Here is a 23042-nt window from a genome sequence, read left to right as displayed (position 1 = left end):
CATCGACTGCGCTTCGCTTCTCGTCTCCGACAAAAAGCCCTCGACCATCCTCCGCCCAGAGGTTCTGTTAGAGGCTCTTAGCCTGCCTCAAAGACACATCCATTGGAGCGGCAAGGCGTGAGCGCATCGGTCGAACAGCCGGCGGACGGAGAGACCGAGCGTCAGGAGGAAGCGTTGGTGCGCCGCGCCCATCGCTTCGGCAACTGGGCCGCCACGGCCACGCGGCACAGCCCCTGGGAAGACGGGCTCGGCATCGTCGCGGGCGTCATGCTGACCGCCTTCGGCATTGCGCTGCTGGGCCATCTCGGCTTTCTCACCGGCGGCATGGCGGGCCTCGCCTTCGTGATCCATTATCTCACCGGGTGGAATTTCGGCCTCGTCTTCTTCGCGCTCAACCTGCCCTTCTACGGGCTCGCGGTCGGGCGCATGGGCCGAGCCTTCACGGTCAAGACGGCCTTCGCCGTCGCACTTCTGTCAGTCATGACGGCCTTCAGCGGTGATTTCGTTCGCTTCGCCAATGTTCAGCCGCTGCTCGGCGCGTGTCTCGGAGGGCTTCTGATCGGCTTCGGCCTGCTTGCCCTGTTCCGCCACCGCTCCTCGGCGGGCGGCGTCGGCATTCTCGCCATCTATCTGCAGGATCGGTTCGGCTGGCGCGCGGGGCTGACGCAGCTTGGCGTCGATCTTCTCGTGCTGGTCACGGCCTTCCTCGCCGTCCCGCCGCTCGCGGTCTTCTACTCCGTCCTTGGTGCGCTGATCCTCAATCTCTTCCTCGCCATCAATCATCGCGCGGATCGCTATCTCGCCAGCTAGTGGATCGTCATCATTGCAAATAAAATCGAGCAGGCTTACAGAAGCTTAAGACTCCTCTCATTGACGAATCTTTCTCTCGAATGCCAATCCCTCAGCAGAAGCGAGCCGAAAGACGCGCTCGACTGTCCGAGGGGCCGATGTGAATTATAAGATTGCCATTCTTTCAGCATCTATTCTGTCCCTCCCGCTTTCGGGCTGCGTCACAACCGGCGCGGACGGCGTGAAGACCAATCGATCGCAGGTAACCGTGGTGTCGGGGGAGCGCACCCAGATCCGCCGGAACTGGTCCGTCGATAACGACTGCTCGTCCCAGGGCCTTCCCAAGGTTCGCGTTCTCGAAGGCCCGGCGCATGGGCAGGTCTCGATCGTGACCGAGAAGCTGTTTCCCAACACGCGGCGCGCCAAGTGCAGGACCCAAAAGGTCATGGGAACCGTGACCTACTACACGCCCGACAAGGGCTATGTCGGCCCCGATCGCGTGAAACTGCGTCAGTCCTACCCCGTGAACGGCGTGGACGACACCAAGATCGACATCAACGTGGTGAGATAGTCCTCAACGAAGGCCGGGAGGCCCGCCCTTCTCGGATAGGGATACCGACCTTCGAGACCATCCGATGAACCAGGGTTCACCGGATAGGCTCCAAGGTTTTTGATTTTGCCGCATTATCCCGCGGCAAAGCGTATCCGCTTTGCCTGGAAATGCTCTAGATAGACGAGCGTGAACTCCGCGCTCGCCTCTCCCCCGCCGATCCCGACCCTTCCCTCCCGCTTCGCCGACTGGTTCGCGGGCAAGGGCTGGAGCCCGCGTCCGCACCAGCTCGACCTTCTCGCGCGGGCCGAGCGGGGCGCTTCGGTGCTGCTCATCGCGCCAACCGGCGCGGGCAAGACGCTGGCCGGCTTCCTGCCCTCGCTGGTGGACCTGTCGCGACGGCCGAAGCGCGTTCCCGGCCGCAAGCCGCCGGGCGTCCATACGCTCTACATCTCGCCGCTGAAGGCGCTAGCGACAGATATTCGCCGCAACCTCGAAAAGCCCGTCGAGGAGATGGGCCTTTCCATCAGCATGGAAGCGCGCACCGGCGACACCTCGCAGTCCAAGCGCCAGCGCCAGAAGCTGAAGCCGCCCGACATTCTGCTCACCACGCCCGAGCAGCTGGCGCTCCTGATCGCCAGCCCCGACGCGGAGATCTTCTTCTCCGACCTCACGACCGTGATCTTCGACGAGCTGCATTCGCTCGTCGCCTCCAAGCGTGGCCATCTCCTGGCGCTGGGCCTCTCGCGCTTGCGCAAGCTGCGGCCGGAGCTTCGCACCGTCGGCCTCTCGGCCACCGTGTCCAACCCGGACGAGCTGCGCGAGTGGCTGGTGGCGCAGGCGCCCGGCACCTGCCCCATGGCCGATCTCGTCACCGTCGACGGCGGCGTGACCCCGGAGATCACCATTTTGAAGTCGCAGGCGCGCGTGCCCTGGCAGGGGCACATGGCGCGCTACGCCATGCCGGAAATCTACGAGGCGATAAAGGCGCATCGCACGACGCTGCTCTTCGTCAACACGCGCAGCCAGGCCGAGCTTCTGTTTCAGGAGCTCTGGCGCATCAACGACGACACGCTGCCGATCGCTCTGCATCACGGCTCGCTCGACGTGACGCAACGCCGCCGCGTGGAAGCGGCCATGGCGGCCAACGAACTTCGCGCCGTGGTCGCCACCTCGACGCTCGATCTCGGCATCGACTGGGGCGATGTCGATCTGGTCGTGCATGTCGGCGCGCCCAAGGGCGCCTCGCGCCTTGCCCAGCGCATCGGCCGGGCGAACCATCGGATGGACGAGGCCTCCAAGGCGATCCTCGTTCCGGCCAACCGGTTCGAGGTCATGGAGTGTCAGGCCGCGCTCGACGCCAATTATCTCGGCGATCAGGATTCGCCGCCGATGCGCGAGGGCTGTCTCGACGTGCTCGCCCAGCATGTGCTCGGCATGGCCGTTGCTGCGCCCTTCCGCGCCGACGATCTCCACCGCGAAGTGACCGGCGCCCTGCCCTATCGCGATCTCGACCGCGAGACCTTCGACCGCGTGGTGGATTTCGTCGCGACCGGTGGCTACGCGCTGCGCGTCTACGAGCGCTATGCCAAGATCCGCCTGACCGAGGACGGGACATGGCGGATCACGCACCCGTCCGTCGCGCAGGCCTATCGGATGAATGCGGGCACGATCATCGAGTCGGAATCACTGCTCGTGCGCCTCATCCGCGCCAAGACGCGCTCGGGCATGGCGCGCGGCGGACCGGTGCTCGGCAAGATCGAGGAGAACTTTCTGGAGACGCTGGCCACCGGCGACACGTTTCTCTTCTCGGGTCAGGTCCTGCGCTTCGAAGGCATCCACGAGATGGAATGCCTCGTCACCAAGACGCAGGACGACGAGGCGAAGGTGCCCTATTACGGCGGCCAGAAGTTTCCGCTCACCACCTTTCTCGCCGAGAAGGTGCGCGAGATGCTGGCCGACCCGGCGAAATGGGGCAGCCTGCCCTCCCAGGTCGGCGAATGGCTTGCCATCCAGAAACGCAAATCCGCCATTCCCGGGCCGAACGATCTCCTGATCGAGACCTTTCCGAACGGCAACCGTTTCTTTCTCGTGGCATACCCGTTCGAAGGGCGGCTGGCGCACCAGACGCTCGGCATGCTGCTGACCCGCCGATTGGATCGCGCGCGCGCCAAGCCGCTCGGCTTCGTCGCCACCGACTACGCGCTGTCGATCTGGGGCCGGGCCGACATGGGCGCGATGATCGCCGACGGGCGCCTGTCGCTGGACGAGCTGTTCGACGAGGACATGCTGGGCGACGATCTGGAAGCCTGGATGGCCGATTCCTGGCTGCTCAAACGGACCTTCCGCCAATGCGCCATCATCAGCGGCCTCGTGATGAAAAACCAGCCGGGCCGCGAGAAGACCGGGCGGCAGATGACGGTGTCGTCCGACCTCGTCTACGACGTGCTGCGCGCCCACGAGCCGGACCATATCCTCCTGCGCGCCACCTGGGCGGACGCGGCGACCGGCCTTCTCGACGTGCGCCGCGTTTCGGACCTTCTCGCCCGCATCAAGCGCCACATCCTGCACAAGAATCTCGAAGAGATTTCCCCTCTCGCCGTGCCGATCATGCTGGAAGCCGGCCGTGAGCGGATCGAGGGCGAGGCGCGCGACGACCTCCTGGCCGAGGCCATGGAGGAAGAGCTGATCATCAAGGCGCTCAGCGAGGTCACGGATTTCCGCTCGAACTATCTGAACTGAGCGTGCGCCGCTCGACCGAGGCCGCTTCCGCCAGGATCGCGACGATCAGGTCGGATTGCGAGACGATGCCGGCGAGGCGGCCGTCGGGTTCCACAATCGGGATGTGGTGCAGGCCCGTCGCGGCCATGAGGCGCACGACGTCCGCCAAAAGCGCGTCCGGCCCGGCGGTGCGCACGGGCGTGGTCATGATGTCGGCGATGCTGCCGTTCGGCGCCCGGCCGCGGCTCAGCGTCAGATGGAGGCGATGGCGGAAGCCGAGGCGCGGGCCGCGCGCGCCCCAGCTCGGCTTGTCCAGGAGATCGGTCTGGGTGACGATGCCGACCACCCGCGCGTCGTCCGTGGTGACGGGCAGAACCTTGATGTGATGCGAGCGCAGAAGCACCAGCGCCTCGGCGATCGCAGCGTCGGGCGCGATGGCGACGACGTCGCGCGACATGATCGCGGCGCAGCGCATGAGGCCGGAGCGGCGGCGATAGGAGCGGATTTCGGCCTGCCGCAGAATGGTTTCGAGATCGCCGCGATCGACGTCGAGAAGCTGGTCGTATTCGGCCAGCACGGCGTCGAGATCCTCCGAGGTGAAGCCGACGCGCTCGGGCGCCGGCTTGTCGGCCGTGTTGCGGCTCGGCGCGGCTGAAAGCGGCCGGTGCGGATAGGCGCGCCCCGCCATCCGGTTGAACAGGACGGCGACCAGCAGCATCAAGAGCGAATTGGCGAGCACCGGCCAGAGCACGAACCCGTAGCCGAGGTTGCGGACGGCCTCCCCGCCCAGCACCGCCGTCAGCGCCACGGCGCCGCTCGGCGGATGAAGGCAGCGAAGGCTCATCATCAGGGCGATGGCCACGCCGATGGCCAGCGCGGCCGCGAGAAACGGATCGGGCACGAGGAGCGCCGCGCTGACGCCGACCAGCGATGACACGAGATTGCCCCCGACCAGCGACCAGGGCTGGGCGAGCGGGCTCGCCGGCACGGCGAAGAGCAAGACGGCAGAGGCGCCCATGGGCGCGATCAGCACCGGCAGCGCGCTCGTCCCGCCGAGCGCGAGACGGCAGACGAGGCCGGTCACGAGAATGCCGATCAGCGCGCCGGCGGCAGAGCGGAGCCGCTCCTTGGCACTGACGGGCGGCGACGCGGGAAGGAGAGCGAGAAGGCGGTGCATGGCCTTCCCCATATCATCGGGAGGCTCGGGTCCGCCAAGAGTCTTGGCATGCGTGGCAGGACCCGCCTGGGCGGGCCGCGCGGGTCCTGCCGGGAGGTCAGTGCCCCGAGGTCAGCTCCAGCGCGTCGGCCCGGTTCTGGATCGTCAGCTTGTCGACCATCGTGCGCGAAGCCTCGTTGAGGCCGATGGTCTCGACCTCCACGCCCTTCTTGCGAAAGCGCAGCACCACCTTGTCCAGCGCGCCGACGCCGGTCAGGTCCCAAATATGGGCGTGGGTCACGTCGATCACGACGCGGCTGAGATCCTCCCGCAGGTCGAAGCTCGACACGAAGCGATCGGCCGAGGCGAAGAAGACCTGCCCCTCGACGCGGTAGGTGCGGGTCCGCCCATCCGGCGACAGCTCCGAGGTCACGCGGAAGATCTGCGCGATCTTGGAGGCGAAGAAGAGGCCCGAAAGGAGAACGCCAGCGAAGACTCCGAGCGCCAGATTGTGCGTCCAGACCACGATCACCACCGTCGCCAGCATGACCACGGAGGAGCGGCGCGGATGGGTGACCAGGCTTTTCAGCGAGCCCCAGTCGAACGTGCCGATCGAGACCATGATCATGATGGCGACCAGCGCCGGCATGGGGATCACGGCGACCCAGTCTCCCAGCACCACGATCAGGAACAGGAGCGCGACGCCCGCGAAGAAGCAGGACAGGCGCCCGCGCCCGCCTGAGCGGATGTTGATGCCGCTCTGGCCGATCATGGCGCAGCCGGCCATGCCGCCGAAACAGCCGGTGACGGCGTTGGCAATGCCCTGGCCGACGCACTCTCGGTTCTTGTCGGAGCCCGTGTCGGTGAGATCGTCGACGACCTGCGCGGTCATCAGCGATTCCAGGAGGCCGACCAGCGCGATGCCCACCGAATAGGGCGCGATGATGCGAAGCGTCTCGAAGTTGAAGGGCACGTCCGGCAGGAGGAAGACCGGCAGGCTGGAGGGCAGCTGGCCCATATCGCCCACCGTGCGCACATCGATGCCGAAGGCGAGCGCGACGGCGGTGATCGCGACGATCGCGACCAGTGGCGAGGGGATCGCCTTCGTGATGCGGGGGAAGAGATAGATGATGGCGAGCGCGGCCGCACAGAGCACGTAGGTCATGCCCGGCACGCCGATCAGCTCGGGCATCTGCGCGAGAAAGATGAGGATCGCCAACGCGTTGACGAAGCCGGTCATCACCGAGCGCGAGACGAAGCGCATGAGATCGCCCAGCCGGCAGAAGCCCGCCGCGATCTGGATCAGGCCCGCCAGGATCGTGGCGGCGAAGAGATATTGCAGCCCATGGTCGCGCACGAGCGTGACCATGAGAACGGCGGTCGCGGCGGTGGCCGCCGAGATCATGCCGGGCCGGCCGCCGAAGATCGAGATCAGGACGGCGATGGAAAAGGAAGCGTAGAGGCCGACCTTCGGATCGACCCCGGCGATGATGGAAAAGGCGATGGCCTCGGGGATGAGGGCCAAGGCGACGACCAGCCCAGACAGCAGATCGCCGCGGACATTGCCGAACCATTCGGCCTGCCAATTGCGTGTGGAGAACATAGGAAACAACGAAATCTCGACGACGTCCCGCAAAGCCCGAGCGGGCTCCGGCGGTCGCATCACATTTTCAACGTCGTCTGGATTGGCCGAGGGATAGGCGCCCGGCATAGCCACTTGGGAGCCCCAAGTCCTTGTGCCCCTCGTTCCTGCCTCAATCGCCAGCGGGAATCAAGGCTCGCGCAATCGTCGCACCGCCTTGCCTTCGCCACGGATTTGGATTCGAAAGGGAACAGGTTGTGAACAGACGGTAAATGAGCCTGCGCATGAATATGGTCGACCGGCGCTTTCGGCAGGCGGACGGCGAAGGGGTCGAAACCGTCCTGAACGGCGGTCGGCTCGTCTGCGATCCGAGCGGGGTCGTCTTCGCGCCCGAGCACGGGCTCCTGATCGTGTCGGACCTGCATCTGGAAAAAGGCGCGGCCTTCGCCCGGCGCGGCATGATGCTGCCGCCCTACGACACGCAAGCCACGCTGGCGCTCCTAGAGACGGCCGTCGCGCGCCACCGGCCCGTGCATGTCGTGGCGCTGGGCGACAGTTTCCACGATCGGCACGGCGCGGCGCTGATGCCGGAGGCCTCGCGCGAGCGGCTGGGCGCGGTCATGGCCGGACGGCGCTGGACCTGGATTTCAGGCAATCACGACCCGGAACCCCCGACGGGCCTCGGCGGCGAAACGGCGGAAGAGATCGTGGTAGGTCCCTGGACCCTGCGCCATGAACCTTCGCCTTTTGCGCGAGCCGGCGAGATCGCCGGGCATCTTCACCCCGTGGCGCGCGTGTCGGGCCGGGGCCGCTCGGTGCGCGGCGCGTGCTTTGCCAGCGACGGCTCGCGCATGGTGATGCCCTCGTTCGGCGTCACCACGGGCGGGCTCAACGTGCTGGACCGGGCGTTCCAGGGGCTCTTCGCCCCGGATCGGGCGAAGGCCTATGTGATCGGCGTGGCCCGAATCTATCCGATCCCGTTCCACGCCCTCTCGGTCTAGCCGTTTAGAGCGCCACCGGCTGGTTGGTGGCGAAGGCGACGGCGACCATGCAGAGCACGACGACGGCGGTGAGCACGAGGCGCAGCTGCGCATACCAGGGCGCCTCGATGCGCCCTTCGCGCGTCGCGGTGTAGTCCCAGACGCCCTGCACGCTGAAGGCGACGGCAAATCCCACGAAGCTCCAGGGCTGAGGCACCTGCACCAGAACCCAGGCGGCCAACGAGGGCACGACCGAAAGGGCCAGCGTGGTCGGGCTCTTGCGTGCGGTCTCGTTCAGCGCCGCGCCCCAACGCGCCCCGCCGAGGAACGACAGGATCACCGCCGCCCAGGCCGAAACGGCGAGCCAGAGATAGGACGGGTCCGCGATCTCCGAATAGGTGGCGATCAGCAGCGTTCCCACGACGAAGGGCACGAGGCCGCCGACGCCCAGGATCCAGGCGGCGCGAACGAATTGGTCGGCGCGGCTGCGCGTCGGCGCGCCGTGAGCGGTGTTCTGCATTGGTCAGTCCCGTTTGAAGATGATGCGGCCGAACCAGCCGGTGAAGACGGCGACCACGACGGCCATGAGACCGTAGAGCGCGCCGTTGCGAGCGGCAAACACGGAGATCTGGTTTTCGATCCCCGTTTTCACCACCCAAAGATCCTCCGAGCGCTCGCGCACGAAGACGCCCTCGCGAAACAGGATGGCGCGGGCGACGTGGCGGCCGACCGGCATGTCCGGCGGCAGCGTGAGATTGGCGCGAAACAGGGTGGCGCTGACGAACTCGATGGCGCCCGAGGTCTCGCTGTAGAGGCCGGCATCCTTCTTCAGCCGCTGCAGCGCGTCGGCATAGGCCTGCGTGTTGCCGGGCACGCCGCTGCGCGGCGGGGTGCGCTCGAAGGCCTGGTTCTGCATGCCGATGCCGAGCTGGCGCAGCGTGACGCCGGGGGCGATGTCCTGGATCGGGCGAGTGGAGGCCAGCGCATAGGAGGCCGGCACGCTCTCGAAGCGCTCCGATCCGCGATTGATCCAGACGCCGAAGAGCCGCTTTTTCTCGCGCACCACGAGATTGCTGCGTGGCCCTTCCAGGATCACCACGATGTCGTAGCGCCCCTGGCGCATGATGCGCGGATCGGCGTTGTCGAGCGCGCCGAAGACCACGAGCCGCGCGCCGCCGAAATTCGAGCCGACCGCGATCGTCTCGGTGGACAGGCCGATCTGAAAGCTTTCGGGCACCGGCGGCGGGTTGGCGGCGGGCGCCCGCAGCTGCGCGCCGGCCGGCGGCGACAGGAGGGCCAGCGCCAGCCCGAGAAGGAGCGCCGGCCGCCTCATCCGCTCTCACCGCTGGGCAGACTGATGGTGAAGATCTCGCCGGGCACAACGACGAGCTCGATGAAGAGGCGCACGGCGACCGCGACAACCAGAAGCGCCAGAAGCGCGCGCAGCTGCTCGCCGCGCAGCTTGCGCCCCGCCTGCGCGCCGAACTGCGCACCCACCACGCCGCCGATCATCAGGAGAAAGGCCAGAACCACGTCCACCGTGCCGTTGCTGGCCGACTGAAGAACCGTGGTCACGGCGGCGGTGAACATGATCTGCATCAGCGACGTACCGATGACGACGCTGGTCGGCACGCGCAGGAGATAGATCATGGCCGGCACCATGATGAAGCCGCCGCCGACGCCCATGACCGAGCCGAGCACGCCGATGGCAAAGCCGAGACCCAGCACGGGCACGACCGAGACATAGAGCTTGGAGCGCTTGAAGCGCATCTTGAACGGCAAGCCGTGGACCCAGCTGTGCTGCCCCGTGCGACGGATCTCGCCCGAGCCGCCGCCCTTGACGCGGCGCATGGCGCGCAGGCTTTCCGCCAGCATCAGGCCGCCCACCGTGCCGAGCAGCAGGACGTAGAGAACCGACACGGCGAAATCGAGCTGGCCGAGCCGGCGCAGAAGCGTGAAGAGCCAGACACCGACCCCCGAGCCCAGCGCGCCGCCGACCACGAGCATGGCGCCGAGCTTCAGGTCCACCGTGCCGCGCTTGTAATGGGCGAGCGCGCCGGAAACGGACGAGGCGATGACCTGGTTGGCGCCGGTGGCGACCGCGACGGCGGGTGGGATGTTGTAGAAGATCAAAAGCGGGGTGATGAGAAAGCCGCCGCCCACCCCAAACATGCCCGACAGGAAGCCGACGGCCGCGCCCATGCCGACGATGACGAAGATGTTGACCGAGATCTCGGCGATCGGAAGGTACAGCGTCACGGATTTCGGCTCGCCGACTGGAGGCTTTCGCGAACGTTGGGTGAGGTTCGGGCACGAAAAAGGGCAGCCCAGTCTTTGAGCCGCCCTTCCCGTCAAGTCAAATGGCTTGGGCGCCGTGATGGATCTCAGGCGTCCTTGCGCTCCAGAAGCGCGCGGATCAGCGGCTCGTCGATCTGGCCGGTGGCCTGGAGGCCCGTCTTCTCCTGGAACTTGCGGATGGCGGACTGCGTCTGCGTGCCGACAACGCCGTCCGGCCGGCCCGGATTGTAGCCGAGCTTCAGGAGAATGGCCTGCACGTTGCGGATCGCCTTGGACATGTCCACCGAGGCGGTCTGGCCCGACTTCTCGTTCCAGCTCGCCGGCAGGTTCACCGTGTTCACGGCGTCGATGCGCGGCTCGGGCTTCCAGGCGGCGGTCTCTGCGTCGATCCGGCTGCGCAGTTCGGGGGCCAGTGTCTTGCCGACCTCCTCCATCTTGTTCTGCGCGTCCTTGTCTCCGGCCGCGCCGACGATGCGGAACCAGCGGTAGGATTCGCCGAGGTCCTGCTCCAGGCCGACGCCCCGGGCATAAAGAATGCCCAGATTGTACTGGCTGTCGCGCATCCCGTGCTGGGCGGCGCGCAGAAACCATTCGGCCGCCGTCTTGGGCTCGGAGGCGCCCTCGATGCCGGTGGCATAGAGAACCGCCAGATTGTGCATGGCGCGGATGTTGCCCTGGTCCGCCGCGAGACGATACCAGTCGCGCGCCGCGCCCGTATCACGGGCAACGCCATTGCCCTTCTCGAACAGGGTGCCGACGCTGTACTGCGCCGGCGCATAGCCGCGCGAGGCGGCTTGGCCGAACCAGGCGATCGCCGCCTTCGGGTCGGACGGGCCGACCCGGCCTTCCATCAAACGCAGGCCGACTTCGAACAAAGCCATCGGCTCGGCCTTGGCGGCGGCGCTGCGCAGCGCTTCGGGGCCGATCTTCTCGGGCGCGGTCGGCAGTGCGCCGCGCGCCTCCGCCGGCAGGCGGGCCTCGGCCGAGGCCAGAAGCGAGGAGGAGGCCTGCATGGCGGGGGGCGTTGCGGGCGTTTCGACCGACGCCTCGACGGGCGCTTCGGCACTCTCGGTCGGAGCCGCCGGGGCTTGCGCCTCCATGGCGGCCGGTACGGCGAGGCTCGCCATGCTGGGGGCGGCGGTCATGGCGCCGGCATCGGCCTGCAGCGTCTCATCGGGCGTTCCGGCCGGCACCGCGAGCGGGTCGAGGCTGCCGGTTTTCTCGGGGGTCGTGGGCGCCTGTTCTTCAAGAACGGGAGCCTCCGGCGCCGGCTGGATGGCGGCCGGTGCCTGCGCAGGCGCATCCGAAAGCGGCGAGGGGGTGGCCGGCGAAACGACCGGGGCTTCCGGCTCGCTCGGCTGCGAGGCGAGGTAGCGCTGGCCGAGCGGAATGGCCATGAGCGCCAGCAGCACCGCGCCGACCGCCATCAGAATGGGCTTGCGACGGCGGCTGCCCTGCTCGGCGTCCATTTCGCCGAGCATCGGCTCGGCCTTCAGCGCCTCGGCCTCGGCCGCCGCCGCCATGGCCGCCTTGCGGGCGGCGGCGATGAAGTCGGCCTTGGCGACGGGATCGGAGCTGTCCGAGCCGCCGCGCTGCTGGGTGCGCACGCGCTCGATCAGCGCGGCGATGTCGGGCGCGCCGGAGCCGGGCTCGAGCGGGCGATCAGCCTCGCGCGAAACGAAGCTGTCGGCCGCGTCCAGCGACGGCGCGTCGATCTCGAGCGAGGGCTCGGACGCGCGCGCCTCGGCAAAGGGCGGCTGGACTGTGGGAACGAGAGCGACCGGGCGAACCCGCTCGGCAAGGCTCGGCTGCGGCTCGGCCACGGCCTTGTCGGCCCGGCGCAGGCGGCGTGCCAGCGCGCCGCGCAGCCCCTTGGGCTCCTCGGACGCGGCCTCCGGCGCGGCGTCGGCGAATACGGACTGAGGCGGGATCGGCGCGAAGGCTGCAACCGGGGCGGCAACCGGGCCGGAGCGGCCGGCGGCGCTCTCGGCGCGCAGATCGCCCTCGATCGCCGTCAGGCGCTCGACGATCTTGATGAGCGTGGCGTGAACCGCGTCGAACACGCCGACCGCACGCTCGTCGGACTTGCGGCAAAGGTCTTCCAGGCGGCGCAGGTCGCCGGCGAGATCGCGGACATAGCCGTTCTGGCGCGTGTCCTCGCCATCCTGCATCCGGCGCACGGCCTCTTCGGCGGCGGCGCTAGCGGCGGCGATGACGCTGTCGCGATCCTTGTCGAACTTGCGCTCCAGCGCTTCCAGGCGACGCGCGACTTCAGCCGAATCGCCGTCGAGCGGCGCGGGCACGCCGGCCAGCACTTCGGCCAGCCGGCCGATCTGCGATTCGAGCGAGCGGATGACGTCATTGTCGACGCCCACCGCGCCGGCCGACTGTTCCAGCCGCTCGGCCAGCGCCTGAAGGCGGGCTTCCAGGGCGTTGGAGGCGATCTCGCCGCCGGCCGTGCTGAACAGACGCTCGACGCGCTCACTCAGGCGGTCGATGCGCGCGCCGAGCTCGTTCACCGCCGGCTGGGCGGAAAGCTCCTCGATCTGCTCCGACATGGCGGCGAGCTGCGCCGACAGGAACTCGGCGTCGCCGGTCTCGGCGATCCGGTCCACCCGGCCGGCGAGTTCCGTGACGCGCGCCTCAATGCGCTCCAGCGGACCGGCCGCGCCGGCGGCGGCCCCGGACAGGCCGCCGGTCAGGATCGCGGCGGAAATTTCGTCCAGGCGCTCTTCCAGAACGGCGAAATGGCTGAGATCGGGCTCGCGCATTTCGGCCGCCAGCGTCTCGACGCTGTCCGCCAGCGCCTGGATGCGCGCTTCCATCTGGTCGATCTGAAGGATCTCGGGCAGGCCGACAAGCGCCAGCTCGATCTCGCCCATACGCTCCGACAGGCGGTTGATGCCCGCTTCCAGCGCCTTGATCGGCAGTTTCTCGGCCATGGCCTCGAAACGGGCCTCGAGCGCGGCACCGCTGGCCTCCGAGGAAATCTCGTCGAGCTTGGCGCGCAGCGTGTCGAGTTCGCCCTTCAGAAGACGCGTCAGCGTTTCCTCGGTTTGGGTGCGGACCGTGTCGACATAGCGCGCCTCGAACTCCTCCCAGCGCTGCTGGACGGCGAGGATCTGCTCTTCGGTCGAAAGCGAGCGCAGCGAGCCGCGAAGGCGCTCCAGCTCCACCCGCAGGTCGCGCTTGGACTGGTTGTCCAGCTCGATCCGGTCCGTGATGCGCGCCTCGAAATCGTCCCAGCGCTTCTGCACGGCCTGGACGGATTCCTCGCGCGCCATCTGCGTGACCAGCGTGGACACGGTGTCGAGCTCGGCCCGCAGCTCCATCAGCGAGGCTTGGTCGGCATTGCTGGCGGTCAGCTCGGTGAGCTGTTCCATGAGCGCGAAGATCTCGGCGCCGATCTGGTCGGCGCCCTTGCTCTCGCCGATCAGCCGCTTGATCTGACCGAGCGAGCCGCGCATCTCCTCGAAGCGCTGCGTCAGATGCGCGCCGGTGAGGCTGGTCTGGATCTCGCTGCGCAAGGCGCTGACATCGGCCGCCAGATCCTTGACGATCGCCAACGTCGCGCCCTGGGCCTGAAGATCGCCGACCTCGCCCGCCAACACGCCGAGGCGCTTGTCGGTGGCCGGCTTGGCCGTGGTGGCGGCAGGGCGTTTGGCGACCCGGCCCGCAGCCGGGTCCGCGTCCAATTGCCGCTCCAGCGCGAGGGGCGAGGCCGCGGCGTCGAGAGCGGGGCGCGTTGCGCGGCGAGCGGCGGCAATGGAGCGAAGCCGCGCCGCTGCGTCGCGCGCCGGCTGCTCCTCGGCCTTCGTTTCCGCATCGTCCTCGACGGGCCGCTTGCCCATGGAAAGCCGCGTCAGGCGGGCTTCCAGGTCTTCCAGCGTTTTTGACAAAGATTTGAACGAGCCTTCGGCGACCTGCGCCTCGGCATCGGAGCGTGCCTTCAGATGCGGATCGTTGCGGGACATGCCGTCTTCCTCTTCGTCCAAAGTCCGATCGGCTCTGACGCCCGCGTAGGGATGGCGCCGCACTGCCGCTAGGTTGACGATCGCTTAAGATCCAACCTCTGCGTTAAGGGAATATAAAGACAACCGGGACTGAAGCTGGATTCCTGACGGCAAGCCGCTTGTATGCGATCGGTGAAAGTTAATACAAAATCCAGCGATCCGATGGGCGATCTCGGGCCCGGTCGAAACCGATAGCAAGCAGGCGCGCGGCCAAGCGTGAAAAAGCATGACAAATCCGATTGAGGACGCGAACGAGCAGGAGTTTCGCATCACGGCGGAGCAACTGCTCCAATGCGACGACCCGGCCGGCGGAGGCCCGAGCGAATTCCGGATCGGCGACTTGTCGCGCGAGTTCGGGGTGACCTTGCGCACCCTGAGGTTCTATGAGGACCGGGGTCTTCTTTCACCGGACCGGCGCGGCACGACCCGGATCTATTCGCGCCAGGACCGGATGCGGCTGCGGCTCGTGCTGCTCGCCAAGCTTCTAGGCTTCTCCCTGACGGAGGCCAAGCAGCTGATCGACCTCCACCACCAACCCGACGGGCCGCGCAAGCAGCTGAAGACCGCGCTGGTGCGGTTCGAGGAGCAGCGCCAGATCCTGGAGGATCAAAGGCGCGAGATCGAACAGTCGCTGGAGGCCATGCGCCTCACCACCGCCTTCGTTCGCGCCCGGCTGGAAACGATGAGCTGAAGCGATCATGCTTCATGAAAGAAGTATGAAGATATTGAAGAAACAGCCCTGCATTTGGGTAAGGCGAGATATGCAATGCGAGGCATAGCTCTTCGTGTTGCAGTGCATCATATGTGGAGTGGGAGTTGAAGAAACCCCATATCCTATCGAGGCTTTTATGATGACCGCCCAAACCGAACGCCATGGAGCCATGCCGGCGCATCTCGGCTACTCCTCGCGCCGCCCTGCCGGTGCCGACCGTTCGCGTCCGTCCAATCGTTCGATCCAGAGCGGCCGCGCCGTGTTTCTGGAGATGGACCCGCTGACCGCCATGTCCGGTCTGCGCGGCTCCATGTTCGAATCGGCCGCACCCCAGCGCTTCTAAGCCCGTCGGCCCGACCTAGCCGGGCCCTCCCCACTTCCCCTCTCGCGAGCCCGGCCGCAAGCTTTGCGTCCGGGCTCGTTTCGTTTGTGAAGCAAGGTCCGCTCCCGCTTGGCCCCTCAGGCCAACGGCCGGTCGTTGCGCGTGAGGTGCAGCGTCACCCATTCGTCGCGGCGCAGCGTCTTGGTATGGAACAGCCCTTGCGCGCGGTAGGCGGCCAGGACGGCATCGCGCTGCTTGGCGAGGATGCCGGACAGGACGAGATCGCCGCCCGCCGCCAATTGCCGCGCCATGGCCGGCGCCAGCATCATCAGCGGCCGGGCCAGGATATTGGCCACGATCAGCGAAAACGGCGCATAGACCGCGAAGGTCGGCCCGTCGAAGCCCTTGGCGGTTTCGGCGCGCACCAGCGTGTGCGTGCCGTTGGCGCGAATGTTCTCGCGCGCCACCTTGGTCGCCACCGGGTCGATGTCCGTGGCGAGAACCGGCACATGAGCGAGCTTGGCGATGGCGATGGCGAGAACCGCGCTGCCTGTGCCGAGGTCCAGCGCGTTGAGCGGCCGGCGTCGCCGCACCACCTCTTCGATCATCGACAGGCAGCCCGCCGTGGTGCCGTGATGGCCCGTGCCGAAGGCCTGCCCCGCCTCGATCTCAATGGCGAGATCGTGCGCGCGCACCTTGTCGCGATCATGCGCGCCGTGGACGAGGAAGCGCCCGGCCCGCACCGGCTTCAAATCGGCCAGGACCTGCGCCATCCAGTCGATGTCGGGCAGGTCCTCGCGGGTTGGCTCCAGCGGCGCGAAGGCTTCGCGCAGGGTCTCTTCGTCGGTGTCCCCCTCACCCTCGAAATAAACGGACGCCTCGTGAAGATCGGCGGCCTCGTCGATTTCGATATGGGCGATCGGCCAGCCATCCTCGGCGAAGGCGGCGTCGAGGCGCTCGTAGAGCGCCTGGGTCTCCTGCTTGCCGCCACGGGCAAAATATCGAACCTGGCCCAAGGGCGGTTCCTTCTCAAAAAGTCGGGTTGATCGATGAGGGCGGTCAGGACGCGCTGAGGCGTTCCAGCTTGGCCTTGGCGGCGGCGGGGTCCTCACCATAGGCGATGGTGCCCTGGAAGACGCCGGCCCGGTCGAGCAGGAGCACCGAGGCTGTGTGGTCCATCGTGTAGTCCGCGCCGTCCTGCAGCACTTTCTTGGCGTAGATGCCGAAGCCCTTCAGCATGGCCTCGACTTTCGCGGGATCGCCGGTCAGCGCCGTCACGTCGTCCGACAGGGCGCCGACATAGGTGCGCAGGATGTCGGGTGTGTCGCGCTCGGGATCGACCGAAACGAAGACGATGCCGAGATCGCGCCCCTCGGCCTTCAGCGCCTTTTGGTAGCCGGCCAGTTCGAACAGCGTCGTCGGGCAGACGTCGGGGCAATGGGTGAAGCCGAAGAAGAGCGCCGTCGGCCGGCCGCGCAGCACGGCTTCCGTCGCCGGCGCGCCGCTCTGGTTCACCAGTTGGAACGGCGAGCCATAGGGCGCCGAGGCACTGACGCCCATCGCGCCCTCGATCTCCTTGCGGCCGAGCGCGAAGACGAGGATCGTCAGCGCCAGAACGGCGGCCACGAGAAACCAGAGCCCGTAGCGCAGAGCGACGGCGCGGCGACGGCGGGGCGTTCGGGCGGGATCGGCCATGATGTTTACTCCTGTCTCGGCACATCGGATACATCAGCCGGGCCGGGCGGCAAAGCCGCTCTCCCGCCCTTTGTATTGAGACCGCCTTCATGACCGACGCCGCCGAGCCGGATCTGCGCTTCCGCGCCGACGAACCCAAGCAGCATCCGAGCGCGGAGCTGAAGGAGGTGCGCCTCGGCCGCTTCTGCGACATCGGGCAGCGCGTAAAGCTGCGGGACGTGACGGTCGGCGACTACAGCTATTTCGAGCGCGGCGGCGAGGCCGTGATGACCGATATCGGCAAGTTCTGCTCGATCGCCGCCCATGTGCGCCTCAATGCGCTGGAACACCCCGTCGAGCGCGTCACCACCCATAAGATCAGCTACCGGCCGAACGAGTATTTCCGCTTTCTCGGCGTCGACCATGGCTTTCGTCAGGCGCGGGCGGCGCGGCGGGTCGCGATCGGCCACGATGTCTGGATCGGCCACGGGGCGGTGATCCTGCCGGGCGTCTCGGTCGGCACCGGCGCGGTGGTCGGAGCCGGCGCGGTGGTGACGCGCGACGTCACCCCCTACACGATCGTCGCCGGTGTGCCCGCGCGGGTGCTGCGCCCGCGCTTTGCGCCCGAAATCGCCGAGCGTCTGTTGCGCCTCGCCTGGTGGGACTGGCCGCGCGAGACGCTGTTCGAGGCTATCCCCGACATGCAGGTTCTCTCGATCGAGCATTTCCTGGCGCGCTGGGAAGAGCGCGGCCTCAGCGAGACCGCCCCTCCCCGGTGAGGAAATAGACCAGCGCCAGCGCCGGGAAGAGGCAACCCATGGCGGCGACGCCCTGCCAGCCGAAGCGCTCCAGCACCGGGCTGGTCAGGCTGGAGCCGACGGCGCCGCCGAGAAAGAAGGTCGTCATATAGACCGCGTTCAGCCGGTTTCGGATCGAGGCGTCGAGCTGGAAAATCTCGCGCTGGCCGATCACGAGATTGGCCTGCACGCCGAGATCCACCAAGATGCCGGCGACCACCAGGGCGGCCAACGAATGCTTGCCGAGAAAGGCGATGGCCATCGCGACGAGCACGAGCGAGATGGCCAGAAGCGTGCCGCGCCGAGAGTGCCCCCGATCCGCCATGCGGCCAGCGACGGGCGCGGCCAGAACGCCGAGTGCGCCGCTCAGCGTGAACAGCGCCACCCATTGCGGCGAGAGATTGTAGGGCTCGCGCAGGAGGAGGATCGGCGCGCCGGTCCAGAACAGGCCGAAGGCGGCAAACAGCGCGGCATGATAGAGCGCCCGCCGCCGCAGCACCGGCTCGGCCACGAAGAGCCGACCGAGCGAGCGGATCAGCGCGCCGTAGCGCTCGCGCCCCGCCGGGTGCCGGCTGGGAAAGAGCCGGCGACCGGCCAGCGCGAGGGCCGCGATCAGAACGGCCGACAGGAGGAAGATGCCGCGCCAGCCGGCAAAGCCCGCCACGAAGCTGGAGACCGGCCGCGCCAGGAGAATGCCGCCGAGAAGCCCCGTCATGATGTTGCCGACGATCCGCCCCCGCTCTTCCGGCCGGGCGAAGCTCGCGGCCAGCGGCACAATCATCTGCGCGGCGGTGGAGGCGACGCCGACGACGAGCGTCAGCGCGAAGAGAAGCGGCAGGTTGGGCGTCAGCGCAAGGCCCACGAGGCCGATGGCGGCCGCTGCCATGGTGAGGAGAATGAGCCGCCGGTTCTCCACCACGTCGCCCAGCGGCACGAGGAGAACGAGGCCGAGCGCGTAGCCAATCTGCGAGGCGGTGACGATCGTGCTTTCCGCCGCCGGGCTCATGCCGAGATCGGCGCCGATCAGCGCGACCACGGGCTGGGCGTAGTAGAGATTGGCCGCGAGCGCGCCGGCGGCGAGCGCCATGGCGAAGGCCGCGCCGCGTGACAGGCGGGGCGTGGCATCGGTTGCGGCGAGATCGGGCAAGGTCACGGGCGGGACATCCCAACTGGTCAGTTTGGCTGACCTATACGCCCCTCGCCCCGGGGCCGAAAGGCGCGACCTCACCGGCCGATGGCGAAATCTTGATCGTCTCTCCCGGCTTGAATCGGGCTTGTGGCTTCTCAGCGCCGTCATCGGCTTCCTATATGGAGCCTACTCAGTTTCAACGCTTGCCGAAGGACCCTTCCATGAACCCCTCCCGAACCGGACGTTTCACGGCTTTGCTCGCCGTGCTGACGCTGGTCTTCTCGACGATGGTCGTGGACTATGCGGAAGCGCGCCGTGGCGGCAGCTTCGGCAGCCGCGGCGGCCGCACCTACCAGTCCGCGCCGGCCACCAACACGGCGCCGAGCGTCGCGCCCGTGCAGCGCTCCATGACGACGCCGGGCCAGGCGACGGGCGCTGCGGCGGCGGCACGCCCGGCGGCGGGCCAGCGTTCCGGCCTGTTCGGCGGCGGCTTCGGCGGCGCGATGATGCGCGGCCTGTTGATCGGCGGCCTGTTCGGCCTCCTGATGGGCTCGGGCTTCGGCGGCCTCGCGGGCATGCTCGGCCTTCTCGTCCAGGTCGCGCTGATCGGTCTTCTCGTCATGCTGGCGCTGCGCTTCTTCCGCTCGCGCTCGGGCCAGACGGCGGCAGCGGGCGGCCCCAACCCGGCCTCCGGCAACCGCTCGATGTACGAGGGTCGCGATCCCAACAACGGTCGCAGCCCGGCGTCCGGTGGTCTCGGCGGCATGGGCGGTCTCGGCAGCCGCTCGGCCGCGTCCACCAAGCCCGGCAAGGGCGGCGACGAAATCGGCATTTCGGAGCAGGACCTCAACATCTTCGAGAGCCGCCTGAAGGCTCTTCAGGCCGCCTATAGCCGCGAGGACTACGAAGCCCTGCGCGAGATCGCGACGCCGGAAATCGTCTCCTATCTTTCGGAAGAGCTGGCGCAGAACGCCTCGCGCGGGGTGCGCAACGAGGCGCGCGATGTCGAGCTTCTGCAGGGCGACGTGGCCGAAAGCTGGCGCGAAGGCACGCGGGACTACGCCACCGTCGCCATGCGCTACGGCATGATCGACGTGGTTCGCGACCGCCAGTCGGGCCGCGTGGTGGAAGGCGACGAGAGCAAGCGCGTCGAGTCCACCGAGATCTGGACCTTCGTGCGCGAGCGCGGCACCGAGTGGAAGCTCTCGGCGATCCAGGAAGCCTGATCGCTCCAGGCATCAGAGATGCGAAGGCCGCTGGCGAAAGCCGGCGGCCTTTTTCGTATCGGGTTCAGGCCAAGCCGGCCGCGCGCGCCAGCGCCACCAGAACCGTGCCGAGAACGACGGTGGCGAGCAGCGACAGGCGCAGGGCAAAGACGGCGCAGAGGAGGATCACCACCTTCTCGGCGATGTCGCCGTCGATGAAGACCGGCATGACGATGCTGGTGAGAACGGCGGCGGGCACGGCGTCGAGCGCCGCTTCCAGGCGTGGGGGCACATGCTCCATCCGCGCCAGGACAAGATGCCCGCCGACGCGCGTGAGATAGGTGAGCACGGCAGATGCGAGGATGATGACCCAGGTCTCGCTCATTGCGCGGCCCTCTTTTCGGGGTTGCGCAGCGCGGCCACGAGAATGCCGGCGAGCCCGCCGAGCGTGACATGCCAAGGCGAGCCGAGCGTGGCATAGGCGACGAGCGCCGCGAGCGCGCTGGTGCCGGCCACCGGCCAGAACTGGCGGCGATGGCGAAAGGCCATGGTCTGCGCCAGGAAGTAAATCGGCAACGCGAAGTCGAGCGCGTAGCGCTCAGGGTTCTCGATCAAACGCCCGAACAAGGCGCCGAGCAGCGTCGCCAAGGCCCAGCCGACATAGAGCATTAGCGCGAAGGTGAAGTAGTAGGTCTTGCGCACCCGCCCCTCGCTCGCCCGCGCTTCCGCCGCCGCGAAGGACGGATCGACCAGGAGGAAGAAGGCCAGCGCCTTTTCCCAGGCGTTGAAGCGCGTGAGATGCCGCCCGACGGAGGCGGAATAGAGGACATGGCGGAAGTTGATGGCGAAGACGCCGATCAGGATGGCCCAGACCGGCGCACCGGTGCCGATCATTTGAAGGGCCAGGAACTGGCTGGAGCCGGCATAGACGGTGAGCGAGAAGCCGAGCGTCTCGGCAAGGTCGAAGCCCGTGCGCGTGGCGAGCGCGCCGTAGACGGCGCCGAAGGGCATGAGCGCGAGGAGCAGCGGCGCGGAATGGGCGACGCCCAAACGAAATTCGGAAGAGCGGGACACGGGGAAAACCGAAGGAAAGAGCGCGTGGGTTCGCCCTTCTACGGCGTCGCAGAGGGCAAGAACAAGCCGCGTGCCGGTGTCCTTCCCGCTCGAATGGCTTCGCACCACCACGGAGGGGCAAGTCCGACGCCCACCCTCGAGAACCGAGAGAGGATGCAGAGCCTCTTAGACCCGCGCCCGCTCCAGCACGAAGCGTTCGAGATGAACCATGGCCGGCGCCTCGGTCGGGACGAGATCGGTGAAGTCGCCCTCGTGCAGCGCACGGACATGCCGGCATTCCGAGCGAAAGCGCGCGCCGGGGCAGGAGCAGGCGAGACGCCAGGCGCCAGCAAGGCCGAAGGGCGCGAGCAGAACGTCATAGGGCGTGCCGCGCGAACCGCGCACGGTGAAGCGGAACGGCCCCTTGGTGGCCGCGCCGGCGGGGCGCACCTGCGCCTTCAAGGCCCGGTCGGCGATGCCGCCCGCAGCCCGCGCCCGCTGCGCGGTGACGGCGCGGCGTAGGCCGAGCCGGTCGGTCATCTCGTTCACGTCCCGCGCGCCGGAGGCCTGAACGCCCTCCAACGCGATGGTGGCGCAGGCATAGGCGTCGTCGCCGGCATGGTGGTGGCGAAAGCCCAGGCCGAAGCGCGCCGCCATGGTGGAGAGCTTGTGGTTGGGCGAATCCGGCCAGAGCCGACGCGACAGCGCCACCGTACAGAGTGCGGAAAAGCGCGGCAGCGGCAGATTGTAGAGCGACAGGCTTTCGCGCAGCACCTTCAGGTCGAAGCTCGCATTGTGGGCGACCACAAGCGCGCCGTCCAACCGATCCGCAAATCCGGCGAAGACTTGCGGGAAGCTCGGCGCATCCAGCACGTCATGCGGGCGAATGCCGTGGACGCGGATATTGCCGGGATCGAAACGAAGGTCGGCCGGGCGGATCAGGCTATAGGACCGCTGCGTCACCGCGCCGTCCTCGATAAAGGCGAGGCCGACGGCGCAGGCGCTGGCCGCCGCGCTGGTGGCGGTCTCGAAATCGATGGCGAGGATGGTCATGCCACTGATGGTTAAGGCGTCCGCCGCAGCTTCGCAAGAGCGGCGGCCGACCGCAGGAGGGCGCGGCGCCTCGGGGGCCTGCACCGATCATGCGGGCATGTCGCCTCCCCCGTCCCCGGCCCAGGCCGGTTCAGCCGATCATCGCCAGCCACTCGTCCTCGGAGACGACCTTGACCCCGTGCTTCTGCGCGTCCGCGAGCTTGGAGCCGGCGCCCGGCCCGGCCACCACGAGATCGGTCTTCTTCGACACGGAACCCGAAACCTTGGCGCCCAACGCCTCGGCCCGTTCCTTCGCCTCGCCGCGCGTCATTTTCTCCAGCGTGCCGGTGAAGACGACGATCTTATCCCTGACGGGCGAAGAGGCTGGCGGCGGCGCGGCGCGCTCGTTGGTGGTGGAGACGCCGGCTTCCAGCAGCGCCTCGACCGCCTCGCGATTATGCGCCTCGGCGAAGAAATGGATGAGCGACAGGGTTGCGACCGTGCCGATGTCGCCGTCGCGCGTCAGCCGCAGGAAGGCCTCGCCCGGCGCGCCGGCCTTGGCGCGGCGCAGCGCCTCCACCAGGCCTTCTCCTTCCTCGCCATAGCGCTCGCGCAGCGCCACGCGCTGGTTGGCCTTGAGGCCGAGCTCGCCGTCGCGCAGCGGCTTCCATTCGGTGTCGTTCAGCTTGGCCTCGTCCACCGTCATGAGCCGCTCGAAGGTCACGCCGCCGATCGTGTTCAGCGAGCTCAGCTCCGCCCAGTCTTCGCCCGGGCGCCCGCGCTCGGCGGCGTCCACGCCCTCGATCAGCGCGCGCACATCGTCGAAGTGACGCGCCAGCGCCTTGGCCGAGGCTTCCCCGATTTCAGGAATGCCGAGCGCGAAGATGAAGCGGTCGAGCGAGACGGTCTTTCTCGCCTCGATGGCGCCGAGAAGATTGTCGATCGCCTTGGTGGTCTCGTTGCGTTTGGCGGGCTTGGCCGGCTCGGCCTTGCCCTCGGCCTGCCGTCGCGCCTCGGACAAGGCGCGAC

Annotated in this window: 21 protein-coding genes and 1 other annotated feature; of the genes, 8 read left to right on the top strand and 13 right to left on the bottom strand. The window is 67.9% G+C overall.

Annotation, left to right across the window (positions count from 1 at the left end; genetic code table 11):
• Positions 1-174 precede the first annotated feature (174 nt).
• The 3 genes from AUL32_RS08285 to AUL32_RS08275 all read left to right on the top strand — a co-directional run bounded on the left by AUL32_RS08285 (position 175) and on the right by AUL32_RS08275 (position 4081).
• Entirely contained in the window at positions 175-810 is a 636-nt protein-coding gene (locus AUL32_RS08285) for a YitT family protein (RefSeq protein WP_062113670.1), read from the top strand.
• A 220-nt stretch (positions 811-1030) separates the two neighbouring features.
• Positions 1031-1360: a hypothetical protein gene (locus tag AUL32_RS08280; RefSeq protein WP_156421373.1), complete on the top strand. Its 330-nt coding sequence runs from the start codon at positions 1031-1033 to the stop codon at positions 1358-1360.
• Between the two features lie 168 nt (positions 1361-1528).
• Positions 1529-4081, top strand: a complete 2553-nt coding sequence (locus tag AUL32_RS08275; protein WP_062113616.1) for a ligase-associated DNA damage response DEXH box helicase — start codon at positions 1529-1531, stop codon at positions 4079-4081.
• Here the strand turns inward: AUL32_RS08275 and AUL32_RS08270 are convergent.
• Complete coding sequence (locus tag AUL32_RS08270) at positions 4050-5237, bottom strand: HPP family protein (protein ID WP_062113667.1); 1188 nt, start codon at positions 5235-5237, stop codon at positions 4050-4052. The genes AUL32_RS08275 and AUL32_RS08270 overlap by 32 nt on opposite strands.
• Before the next feature lie 97 nt (positions 5238-5334).
• A complete protein-coding gene (locus AUL32_RS08265; protein WP_062113665.1) occupies positions 5335-6819 on the bottom strand; it encodes a SulP family inorganic anion transporter in 1485 nt (494 codons plus the stop codon).
• Positions 6820-6899: 80 nt separating this feature from the next.
• Positions 6900-6953: a sequence feature (sul1 is cis-regulatory element that is thought to sense ions involved in sulfur or methionine metabolism; They are found in Alphaproteobacteria), on the bottom strand.
• A 129-nt stretch (positions 6954-7082) separates the two neighbouring features.
• On the opposite strand from AUL32_RS08265, the gene pdeM reads away from it, so the two are divergent.
• Positions 7083-7799 (top strand): ligase-associated DNA damage response endonuclease PdeM, encoded by a 717-nt coding sequence (gene pdeM, locus AUL32_RS08260; RefSeq protein ID WP_062113663.1) that lies wholly within the window; start codon positions 7083-7085, stop codon positions 7797-7799.
• 4 nt (positions 7800-7803) lie between these two features.
• On the opposite strand, the gene AUL32_RS08255 is transcribed toward pdeM, so the two are convergent.
• The 4 genes from AUL32_RS08255 to AUL32_RS08240 all read right to left on the bottom strand — a co-directional run bounded on the left by AUL32_RS08255 (position 7804) and on the right by AUL32_RS08240 (position 14050).
• Positions 7804-8298 (bottom strand): DUF3429 domain-containing protein, encoded by a 495-nt coding sequence (locus AUL32_RS08255; RefSeq protein WP_062113613.1) that lies wholly within the window; start codon positions 8296-8298, stop codon positions 7804-7806.
• Between the two features lie 3 nt (positions 8299-8301).
• Positions 8302-9111 carry a TIGR02186 family protein gene (locus tag AUL32_RS08250; protein WP_062113610.1) on the bottom strand — a complete coding sequence of 270 codons (810 nt, stop codon included), beginning with the start codon at positions 9109-9111 and terminating at the stop codon, positions 8302-8304.
• Complete coding sequence (locus tag AUL32_RS08245) at positions 9108-10037, bottom strand: sulfite exporter TauE/SafE family protein (protein WP_062113607.1); 930 nt, start codon at positions 10035-10037, stop codon at positions 9108-9110. Before AUL32_RS08245 ends, AUL32_RS08250 begins: the two co-directional genes overlap by 4 nt.
• A gap of 125 nt (positions 10038-10162) precedes the next feature.
• Entirely contained in the window at positions 10163-14050 is a 3888-nt protein-coding gene (locus AUL32_RS08240) for an SEL1-like repeat protein (RefSeq protein ID WP_156421372.1), read from the bottom strand.
• Between the two features lie 265 nt (positions 14051-14315).
• On the opposite strand from AUL32_RS08240, the gene AUL32_RS08235 reads away from it, so the two are divergent.
• On the top strand, positions 14316-14780 hold the full coding sequence (locus AUL32_RS08235; protein WP_082639485.1) for a MerR family transcriptional regulator: 465 nt from the start codon (positions 14316-14318) through the stop codon (positions 14778-14780).
• Between the two features lie 160 nt (positions 14781-14940).
• Positions 14941-15144: a hypothetical protein gene (locus tag AUL32_RS08230; RefSeq protein ID WP_148640085.1), complete on the top strand. Its 204-nt coding sequence runs from the start codon at positions 14941-14943 to the stop codon at positions 15142-15144.
• Between the two features lie 116 nt (positions 15145-15260).
• Here AUL32_RS08230 and AUL32_RS08225 read toward each other — a convergent pair whose 3' ends face one another.
• Positions 15261-16139, bottom strand: a complete 879-nt coding sequence (locus AUL32_RS08225) for a 50S ribosomal protein L11 methyltransferase (RefSeq protein WP_062113601.1) — start codon at positions 16137-16139, stop codon at positions 15261-15263.
• Positions 16140-16182: 43 nt separating this feature from the next.
• Positions 16183-16818, bottom strand: coding sequence for an SCO family protein (locus AUL32_RS08220; RefSeq protein WP_082659409.1), 636 nt, complete (start codon positions 16816-16818; stop codon positions 16183-16185).
• Between the two features lie 89 nt (positions 16819-16907).
• Between AUL32_RS08220 and AUL32_RS08215 the strand changes: the two genes are divergently transcribed.
• Positions 16908-17576: a DapH/DapD/GlmU-related protein gene (locus tag AUL32_RS08215; protein ID WP_062113598.1), complete on the top strand. Its 669-nt coding sequence runs from the start codon at positions 16908-16910 to the stop codon at positions 17574-17576.
• Here the strand turns inward: AUL32_RS08215 and AUL32_RS08210 are convergent.
• Positions 17551-18747, bottom strand: a complete 1197-nt coding sequence (locus tag AUL32_RS08210) for an MFS transporter (protein WP_062113595.1) — start codon at positions 18745-18747, stop codon at positions 17551-17553. The genes AUL32_RS08215 and AUL32_RS08210 overlap by 26 nt on opposite strands.
• Positions 18748-18944: 197 nt before the next feature.
• On the opposite strand from AUL32_RS08210, the gene AUL32_RS08205 reads away from it, so the two are divergent.
• Complete coding sequence (locus AUL32_RS08205; RefSeq protein WP_062113593.1) at positions 18945-19949, top strand: Tim44 domain-containing protein; 1005 nt, start codon at positions 18945-18947, stop codon at positions 19947-19949.
• Positions 19950-20013: 64 nt separating this feature from the next.
• Here AUL32_RS08205 and AUL32_RS08200 read toward each other — a convergent pair whose 3' ends face one another.
• The 4 genes from AUL32_RS08200 to AUL32_RS08185 all read right to left on the bottom strand — a co-directional run.
• Positions 20014-20313: an AzlD family protein gene (locus tag AUL32_RS08200; RefSeq protein WP_062113590.1), complete on the bottom strand. Its 300-nt coding sequence runs from the start codon at positions 20311-20313 to the stop codon at positions 20014-20016.
• Positions 20310-21002 (bottom strand): AzlC family ABC transporter permease, encoded by a 693-nt coding sequence (locus tag AUL32_RS08195; protein WP_061976758.1) that lies wholly within the window; start codon positions 21000-21002, stop codon positions 20310-20312. The genes AUL32_RS08200 and AUL32_RS08195 overlap by 4 nt, the downstream gene beginning before the upstream one ends.
• A gap of 165 nt (positions 21003-21167) precedes the next feature.
• Complete coding sequence (locus tag AUL32_RS08190) at positions 21168-22034, bottom strand: 3'-5' exonuclease (protein ID WP_062113587.1); 867 nt, start codon at positions 22032-22034, stop codon at positions 21168-21170.
• A 130-nt stretch (positions 22035-22164) separates the two neighbouring features.
• The coding region (locus AUL32_RS08185; protein ID WP_280137570.1) for a BRCT domain-containing protein at positions 22165-23042 on the bottom strand (878 nt) is incomplete at its 5' end.

It is taken from the genome of Aureimonas sp. AU40 (assembly GCF_001463785.1).
Taxonomy (GTDB): Bacteria; Pseudomonadota; Alphaproteobacteria; order Rhizobiales; family Rhizobiaceae; genus Aureimonas.
This window is presented reverse-complemented; position numbering and strand designations above follow the sequence as displayed.